The following is a 6003-nucleotide window of genomic DNA, read 5'->3' as shown; positions in this document are numbered from 1 at the left end:
CCCCGAGGCCCCCTCCCACCGCACCGCCGGCCGCGGCGGCGTCGGGCTGCTGCGCGTCATCTGCGTCCAGCGGGTCTAGACCGCCCGGCGCGCCCCGGGACCGTCCGTCCGGCGCCGGCGAGGCCACGCGTGCCCCGCTCGCTCGCGTGACCCGGCGCAACCCCGCCGAGCGGACGCGTCCGTCCCGCCGCGATCGCCCCGTGCCCGCGGTCCCGTGCCGTGCGGCCGGCGGCGGTCGCTCCGGCATTCCCCCGCCCCCCGTTACTTCCCACGACAGGAACCGTGAACACCATGACCACCAACCGCGTCTCCCGGAGAGCCGGCGCCATCGCCGCCGGCATGGGCGTCCTCGCCGGCGGCGTCGTGCTGCCCAGCGGCCCCGCGTACGCCGAGCCCGAGCCGACCCAGGAGGAGGTCGAGCAGCGGATCGAGGAGCTGACCGAGGAGTCCAGCACCCTCGTCCAGGACTACAACCAGGCCAAGGAGGACCTGGAGGCCGCCGAGAAGCGCATGACCGCGCTGGAGGAGCAGATCGGCGAGGAGGACGAGCGCTACGAGGAGCTGCGCGAGCGCGTCGCCAGCTTCGCCAGCGCCGCCTACCGGTCCAACGACCCCAGCGCCACCACCACGGTGCTGTCCGTGGAGGACCCGTCCGCGCTCCTGGAGCAGTCCGCCGACGTCTCCTACCTGTCGGAGCGGCAGCGGGCGGAGCTGGAGGAGTTCACCGGCTCCTCCGAGCGCCTCCTGCAGCTCAAGGAGGAGGCCGAGGAGACCCTTGACGAGGCCGAGGAGCGCCGCGACGAGCTGAAGGACAAGAAGGACGAGGTGGAGGAGGCGCTCGCCGAGCAGGAGGAGCTGCTGGCCGGCTTCGAGGGCAACCCGGTGACCGGCAGCGGCGACTCCAGCGGCGGCGCCTCCTACACGGGCTCGGCCTCGGGCAGCGCGCGCTCGGCCCTGGACTTCGCGTTCGCCCAGGTCGGCAAGCCCTACATCTGGGGCGGCACCGGCCCGGCCGGGTACGACTGCTCGGGCCTCACCCAGGCCGCGTGGGGCTCGGCGGGGGTGAGCCTGCCGCGTACGACGTATGCGCAGTACGAACTGCCGAACAAGGTGTCCTGGGACCAGCTGCAGCCCGGCGACATCATGTTCTTCTTCCCCGACATCGGCCACAACGGGATCTACGCCGGCAACGGCCAGATGGTGCACGCCCCGAGCAGCGGCAAGACGATCGAGGTCGTGTCGCTGTCGGGCTACTGGGACCAGCAGTTCGTGGGCGCCGTCCGGCCGTGACGACGCCCCTGCGGGGCGCCTGCCGGGGGCGCCCCGCAGCCGTGCCGCGGGCATTGGCGGCGCCGGGACGCGCGCCGGGTGCGCCGGGAGGGGCGGCGGGCCCGCCGGGTCACAGGGCGCGGACGGCCTCGTACAGGTCGGGACCGTAGGACGCCCAGCAGATGACCGAGCCGTCGGGTTCGAGGTGCCCCATGAACCACGTACCCGCCGCCCACACGAGGCACAGGTCGTGGAACGAGATGACCGCGTCCGGTCGCAGCGTCGAGTAGTCCGCCTGGTCGTACTCGTCGACCACGACGAGCCGTTCGGGCGAGAGCAGGGCGGCGGTCCGGTCTCCCGACAGGGCGCGCACGCGCTCGATCGTCCAGCCGGCGGGGAGGGAGGAGTCCATCCCCGGATGATCGCAGCCGCGGGAGGCCGCCGGCCGCCCGTCCACCGCCCGCGCTCGGGGCGGCGGCCCCCGTCCGGCGGCCCGGGATCCGTCACGCGTTCGGCCGGAACCCTCCGAACATCCGCTGGTGGTACACCAGCGGCGGGCGGGCCGCCGGGAGGACGGTCCGGGTCACCCGCCCGACCACCAGCCAGTGGTCGCCGAAGAGGCGCAGGTCGTGGCGCTCGCAGAGCAGGTGGGCCGCCGCGCCGGCCAGCAGGGGCGTGGCGTCCGGGGCGCGGGTCCACGAGGTGGGCGCGGCGAAGCGGTCCACGCCCGTGCGGGCGAAGCGGGCGGCGAGGCCGTCCTGGTCCTCGGCGAGGAGGTTCACGGCGAAGCCGCCGGCCGCGCGCAGTTTCGGCCACGTCGACGAGCTCTGCGTGATATAGAAGCCGACGAGCGGCGGGGACAGGCTGACGCTGGTGAAGGAGGTCGCGGTGACCCCGACCGGTTCGCCCGCGAGGTCGGCGGTGACCACCACGACGCCGGCCGGGTGGCGGCCCAGGGCCTGGCGGAAGAGCTCGGTGTCCACTCCGGGCTCCGTCGGCGGCCGTTCCGCTTCCGGGGCCGGTCCGCCCGCGGCCCGGGTCCTCGCGGTGTCGCCGACCGTCGCGTTCGTGGAGTCCATGGCGTTCTCCTTCGTCCTTGCGGCGTGTGACAGGGGCCTCGCGGAGCCGGGCCGCGCCCGGGCGGCGGTCAGCCGGCGGTGCCGCCCGGGCCGGCCGGCGGGAGCTGCCGGGCCACCTGCCGCGCCCACGGGGCGAGGAGCTCCGGCAGCCGGGGCAGGTCGGCCTCGGCCACGGCGAGCCCGGGGGTGGGCACCGCGGCACCGAGTTCCACCAGCAGCGGGCGCAGGTGCACCTCCACGGCCAGCGTGTGCGCGGGTGACCCGACCAGCAGCAGCGGGATCGCCACCGCGCCGGCCAGCGCGTCCGCGGGGAACTGGTCGAGGAAGACCTTGAGCAGCCCGGTGTAGGTGGCCTTGTAGGTGGGGCTGGCCACCAGGAGGGTCTCGGCGGCACGCACCCGCTCCAGCGCGTCGGCGACCCGTGCGGGGCGGTTCGCGAGGAGCAGGTCCGGGGCGAGGTCGGCCAGCTCGATGACCTCGGGTTCGCCGGACCGCCCGGCGGCCGAGGCGACCGCACGGGCCGCCGCGACAGCGGTGCTGGAGGTGCGCGACGCCGGACGCGGGTTCCCGACGAGGACGGTGATGCTCATGGTCTGGATCTCTTTCCGGTCGTGGGGCCTGGCGGGTCCGCGGTTCAGCTGGTGAACGGCACCAGGGGCTCGGACGCGGCGGCCGGCTCCGCGGGGTGCCGCCACAGGCCGCGCTCGCGCAGCACCGGCAGCACGCCCTCGCCGAACCAGTAGGCCTCCTCCAGGTGGGGGTAGCCGGAGAGGACGAACTCGGTGATGCCGACGCGGTGGTACTCCTCGATCAGGTCCGCGACCTCGCGGTGGCTGCCCACCAGCGCCGTGCCGGCGCCGCCGCGGACCAGGCCGACACCGGCCCACAGGTGGGGATGGATCTCCAGCCGGTCGGTGCGGCCGCCGTGCAGGGCGAGCATCCGGCGCTGGCCCTCGGACTCACTGCGTGCCAGGCCGGCCTGCACGTTCGCGACCGTCTCCGGGGCCATGCCCGACAGCAGGCGCTCGGTCTCGGCCCACGCCTCCTCGGCGGTGTCCCGCGCGATGACGTGCAGCCGGATGCCGAAGGTGAGCTCGCGGCCGTATGCCTCGGCGAGGGCGCGCACCCGGCCGATCTTCTCGGCCACCGCCGCCGGCGGCTCGCCCCACGTGAGGTAGGTGTCGACGTGGCGGGCGGCCACCTCCAGCGCCGCGGGGGAGGAGCCGCCGAAGTAGACCGGCGGCACCGGATCGGGGCGGCGGTGCAGCCGGGCGTCCGCCACCCGGAGGTGCTCGCCGGTGAAGTCGACCGTCTCACCGCGGAACAGCCGGTGGGTGATCTCCAAGAACTCCCCGGTGCGGGCGTAGCGGGCGTCCTTGTCGAGGAAGTCGCCGTGTGTGCGCTGCTCGTGGGACTCGCCGCCGGTCACCACGTTGAGCATCAGCCGGCCGCCGCTGAGCCGCTGGAAGGTCGCGGACATCTGGGCGGCGAGCGTGGGCGAGAGCAGGCCGGGCCGGAAGGCCACCAGGAACTTCAGGCGCTCGCTGACGCTGGACAGCATCGCCGTGGTCAGCCAGGCGTCCTCGCACCACGCGCCCGTGGGGGTCAGCGCGCCCGCGAACCCCAGCTGCTCGGCGGCCCGGACGATCTGGCCGAGGTAGCCGACGTCGGCCTGGCGGGTGCGGGTGGCGGAGTCGATGTCGACGCCGTGGCCGCCGCTGACGATGCCGCGGCTGTCGCCCTGCGTGGGCAGGAACCAGTGGAACGTGAGGGTCATGGGCGGGTGCCTTCCGGGATCAGCGGTGCGGGCGGGCGGGTGCGGACCGACGGGCCGGCCCTGGTCACAGGAGTCCGTGCCGCGGCGGCGCCTCTCGGCGCAGCGAATGGCGGCCGATGTGCTGGACCTTCCAGCGCGGGGGGTCGTGCAGGGTGTGGGTGCGGGCGTCGCGCCAGTGGCGGTGCAGGTTCAGCCGGTCGGCGGCGGCGCGGGTGCCGGCGACCTCGAACAGGGCGTTGCCGAGGTCCACGGCGGCGGCGCCCCCGGCGACCCTGGCCGCCGCGACGGCGATGGACGCCTCGGCCGTGCGGGCGTCGTCGGGGACCGCCCGTGCCGCGTCCACGCGGTCGGCGGCGCCCGCGAGCAGGGCCTCGGCGGCGCGCACCTGGATCTCCAGCTCGCCGAACCGCTGGACGAGCAGCGGATCGTCCTCGGCGCGCTCCCCGCCGCTCTCGAACCAGGGCCGGGTCGTGGTGCGGACGAACTCCGCGGCACGGGAGAGCGCGGCGCGGGCGGCGCCGACGTCGATGGCGGCGTGCAGCAGCTGCGCGAAGGCGCCGTAGGTGGTGGGCTCACGGAACGTCCGGTAGTGCGGGACGACGAACGGCTCGGCGACCCGGACTCCGGTGAGCTCGACGGTGCCGCTGGCGGTGGTGCGCTGGCCCATGCCGTCCCAGTCGTCGACCACCCGGACACCCGGGTCGTCGGCGCGCACGAAGGCGACGTGCGCCTGGGGCCGGGGCTCGCCGGGCACCGCGGCCGGGGCCGCGACCGCGATCCACCGGGCGAAGAGGGCGCCGGTGGCGTAGTACTTGACGCCGTTGAGCAGCCAGCCGCCGCCGGTCCGCTCCAGGCGGGTCCGGTGGTCCTGGGCGTGCCGCCCGCCGCGCTCGCTCTGCGCGTTGCCCACCAGCGCGCCGTCGAGCACGTCGCGGAACACGCGTTCGCGGGCGGCGGCCGACCCCTGGAGCCGCAGGGCGTTGAGGAAGGCGAAGTGCGGCTGCGGGATCTGGGCCAGGCTGAGGTCGGCCGTGCCGAGCAGCCGGAGCACCTCGGCCGCCGTGGCGGCGCGGACGTCGGCGCCGCCCAGCGGGTGCGGCACGGTGATGCCGAGCAGCCCGCTGGCGGCCAGCTCCGCCAGCTCGCGGCGCGGCGGCCGGCGCTCGGCGTCGCGCGCGTCGGCGTCGCCCGCCAGCCGCGGTGCCAGTGCCGCCGCGACCCGTAGTGCCTCGTCGTCGCTGGTGATGACGTGCGCCGCGTGGCGGACGGACATGCGGATCCTCCCGGGCCGGGGCGGAGAGCGGCGGTGGACGGCGGTCGGTGGACGGCGGACAAGGCGACCGGCCGCGACCTCGGGCGCCCCCTTAAGTCTTATTAAGCTACCTGAAAGGTGGGTAATGCGGCGGGGTGCCGTCCGGGCAGGCGGTGCGGCCCCCGGTGTCACGCCGGTGCCGGGGCCTGTTCGGGCCGGTAGACGTAACCGACCCGCCGGACGGTCGCGAGCCGGCGGCCCAGTCCGCCGAGCTTGCGCCGCAGCCGGTGGACGTGCACGTCCACCGTCCGGGAGCCGGCGTGCATGTCGGACCGCCACACGCGTTCCAGCAGCTCCGTGCGGGTGAACACCCGGCCGGGGGAGGAGGCCAGGTGGGCGAGGAGCTCGAACTCCTGGTAGCTGAGCCGTACCGGCGTGCGGTCCGCCCAGACCCGGCGGGCGGCGTGGTCGATGACGAGGCCGTCGGACTCGCCGGCCGCGGGCGGCGGGGCCACGGAGTCCGGAGCCTCCTGGATGTGTCCGACGATCACCATGACCTTGCCGCGCTCCGCCAGGGGCAGGACGCCGAGCAGCTGTGCGGCACCGTCGCGGAACGAGGGGGAGGG

The 6003-nt window shown here is 75.6% G+C and carries 7 protein-coding genes; 1 reads left to right on the top strand and 6 read right to left on the bottom strand.

Features of this window, described 5'->3' with window-relative positions; translation table 11 throughout:
- Window positions 1-291: 291 nt before the first annotated feature.
- Window positions 292-1290 (top strand): C40 family peptidase, encoded by a 999-nt coding sequence (locus tag DEF28_RS25175; RefSeq protein WP_181874443.1) that lies wholly within the window; start codon window positions 292-294, stop codon window positions 1288-1290.
- Between the two features lie 109 nt (window positions 1291-1399).
- Here the strand turns inward: DEF28_RS25175 and DEF28_RS25170 are convergent, their stop codons facing one another.
- The 6 genes from DEF28_RS25170 to DEF28_RS25145 form a co-directional block, all read right to left on the bottom strand.
- Entirely contained in the window at window positions 1400-1681 is a 282-nt protein-coding gene (locus tag DEF28_RS25170) for a hypothetical protein (protein ID WP_114400569.1), read from the bottom strand.
- A 91-nt stretch (window positions 1682-1772) separates the two neighbouring features.
- Entirely contained in the window at window positions 1773-2348 is a 576-nt protein-coding gene (locus DEF28_RS25165) for a flavin reductase family protein (RefSeq protein ID WP_114400570.1), read from the bottom strand.
- 68 nt (window positions 2349-2416) lie between these two features.
- A complete protein-coding gene (locus DEF28_RS25160) occupies window positions 2417-2938 on the bottom strand; it encodes an NADPH-dependent FMN reductase (protein WP_114400571.1) in 522 nt (173 codons plus the stop codon).
- Window positions 2939-2982: 44 nt separating this feature from the next.
- The gene (locus DEF28_RS25155; RefSeq protein ID WP_114400572.1) at window positions 2983-4125 is read right to left on the bottom strand and encodes an LLM class flavin-dependent oxidoreductase; all 1143 of its coding nucleotides are present in this window, start codon (window positions 4123-4125) and stop codon (window positions 2983-2985) included.
- Window positions 4126-4189: 64 nt separating this feature from the next.
- Entirely contained in the window at window positions 4190-5398 is a 1209-nt protein-coding gene (locus DEF28_RS25150) for an SfnB family sulfur acquisition oxidoreductase (RefSeq protein WP_114400573.1), read from the bottom strand.
- 167 nt (window positions 5399-5565) lie between these two features.
- Window positions 5566-6003: winged helix-turn-helix domain-containing protein (locus DEF28_RS25145; protein WP_147281095.1), on the bottom strand; the 438-nt coding region annotated here is incomplete at its 5' end.

Origin of the sequence: Marinitenerispora sediminis (assembly GCF_003336425.1) — a bacterium.
Taxonomy (GTDB): domain Bacteria; phylum Actinomycetota; class Actinomycetes; order Streptosporangiales; family Streptosporangiaceae; genus Marinitenerispora; species Marinitenerispora sediminis.
This window is presented reverse-complemented; position numbering and strand designations above follow the sequence as displayed.